The sequence below is a fragment of the Rheinheimera sp. genome (assembly GCF_036568245.1).
In the GTDB taxonomy this organism is placed as follows: Bacteria; Pseudomonadota; Gammaproteobacteria; order Enterobacterales; family Alteromonadaceae; genus Alishewanella.
This window is the reverse complement of sequence record NZ_DATCSY010000369.1, coordinates 1-2,456: the sequence shown is the minus strand read 5'-3', so window position 1 is coordinate 2,456 and position 2,456 is coordinate 1. Positions and strand designations below refer to the sequence as shown.

Genomic DNA, 2,456 nt, shown 5'->3' with positions numbered 1-2,456 from the left:
GTAGGCGAGGTACTGATGGTAGCTGACACGACCATCGCAGGCAGGCCTTTTCTAGCATCGCCAGCGAATTCCGGCGCAGCAATACGCTGCTCGTCGTGGTTTTCTAAAAAGTGCAGCATATGGTGCTCAATGTCAGCCATGCGCTGCTGGGTTTCAACCAGTGCCGAGGTGGGGCCTTTGCCCTGCATCACAAGTTTCAGGCTATCGTAAAACTCAACTTTGTCGTACAGGTAATCCATTTTGCCAAGTTTAATGTAGTCGCGGTACAAATGCGGCTGATACACCTCGGCCAGTAAAAACGCCTGTGGGTTGGTGTGTTTGATGTGCGAGTTTAAGTAGCTCCAGAACTCCACCGGTACCATTTCGGCCATGTCGTAACGAAACCCATCGACGCCTTTGGCCAGCCAGTACTGGGTGATATCGCGAAACTTACGCCAGGAGTCCGGCACGGTTTTACCTTGCCAGAACTGAAAATGCGCCTGCCAGTCTTTTTCAGCATAGTCTGGGGGTAAGCTGTCAAAGTCATAGCTGCCGTCTGGCTTTACGCCGTAATTGATTTTTACTGTTTCATACCAGTCGTCAAAGGCTGGCTGGGCTGCGCGTGAGCCATTACCGGTCCATTTTGCCGGATACTCGGCAAACTTACCGTCGGCTAACGGATGCGCTTCACCGCCCAATACCTTATAACTGTCCGGGAAAGCCGGCACGTTAAACGCCTGGCCAGGCACGTAATAGAAGTTATTATCTCGGGCATACTCGACAGTGGTGTCATCATTGGCGCCAAAATCTGCAGTGCCTTCAGGGTTAGACAGCGACTGATAAGAGCGGGCGACATGGTTCGGCACTATGTCTATCAGCACTTTCATGCCGTGTTGATGGGTGCGGGCGATAAGCTGTTCAAATTCTGCCAGCCGGTTGGCCGGATCGGTGGCCAGATCGGGGTTAACGTTATAGTAGTCTTTGACCGCATAAGGCGAGCCGGCGCGGCCTTTGATAACGTCCGGGTCGTCATTACTGATGCCATAAGCGCTGTAATCGTTCACCAGTGCATGATGTGGTACGCCGGTATACCAGATATGGCTGACCCCCATGGCCTTTATTGCGTCCAGTGCCTGTGGCGTAAAGTCGGCAAATTTACCGACGCCGTTTTGCGCTAATGTGCCCCAGGGCTGATTGGTGCTTTTGGTATTACCAAACAGCCGGGTGAATACCTGATATACCACCACTTTATGTTCAGGTGTATGGCTTACCGTTACGGTTTCAGTTTTTGCTGGCATGGCGGTTTCCGGTGCTTTACTGCACGACAGCAGAAGGCCGCCGGCAACACTTAGCAGCAATATGGTGGCGCTCTTACGCATAGATTCTACCCTGTGTTGTAGTTTTAATAGATTTGTTGTTGAGTGTATTACAGCTGGCGTGCATTTTTATGCTGCATACGTATGCAACGATATGAATTTACACGCTATACACTATAGTCGTAACAGGCTTCCTTTTCTTTGGGCTTACACTATGCTGTAACAGAATCAAGTTGTTATCGCAAAGAGGCGGAGCCTGTCTATGTTCAATTTCTCACTGAAAAATAAAATGCTGCTGCTGGCGGTGTTGCCAATGGCAACCGTAGTATTGTTGCTGATGTTATTGATCTACAGCCAGATGCGCGCGATGGGAGAGCAGGAGGTGACCCAGTTTCGTGCTGACATGATGCAGGAGAAACAGGATGCGCTGGAGCACCATGTCGCGATAGCAGTCAGTGCGGTGGCGCCTTATATGACGGGCAATGCATTGGATGCTACCCAGCTGGAAGCTGCCAAAGCGGTGATCCGGGCGATGAAGTTCAGTGATGATGGCTATATGTTTGTTTATGATCTGGATGGCGTAAACATAGTGCATGGCTCTAATCAGGCATTGGAAGGGCGCAACCTGATCGATCTGAAAGACCCAAACGGCGTGTTTTTAATTCGTGAGCTGATAGCGGCGGGTAAAAAAGGCGGCGGCTTCGTTACTTACATGTGGGATGAAAAGACCCGCGGCGGCCTGACGCCCAAACTCGGCTATGCAGCCGCAATGAATAATAACCGCTGGATTATCGGTTCCGGCTTTTATATCGACGATATCGACCGCCGTGTCGCCGCCAAGGAAGAACAGATCAGCGAACGGATCCGCGATACCTTACTGATGATTATCGGCGGCGCCATAGTGCTGTTGGTACTGGTGGTGCTACTGGCGCTGTTTGTCGCCAATATGGTGGTGAAACCATTACAAAAAGCCTCGGCGGCGCTGATTGATATCGGCCAGGGCGAAGGTGATTTGACGCAGCGCTTGCAGATTGAAACAGCTGATGAGGTTGGCGAAGTGGCGCGCGGTTTTAATGAGTTCGCGCAGAAAATTCAGCAGCTGGTCAGTGAGGTTAAGCAGGCTGTGCTGGCGCTTAGTCACAGTGCATCAACGATGCAGCA

General features: G+C 51.3%; 2 protein-coding genes. One reads left to right on the top strand and one right to left on the bottom strand.

From position 1 onward, the window contains the following. A partial coding sequence (locus VIN66_RS16255; RefSeq protein WP_331924954.1) for an alpha-amylase family glycosyl hydrolase occupies positions 1 to 1,358 on the bottom strand: 1,358 nt, incomplete at its 3' end. A gap of 199 nt (positions 1,359 to 1,557) precedes the next feature. Here VIN66_RS16255 and VIN66_RS16250 point away from each other — a divergent pair. Next, on the top strand, positions 1,558 to 2,456 hold an 899-nt coding region (locus VIN66_RS16250), incomplete at its 3' end, for a cache domain-containing protein (protein WP_331924953.1).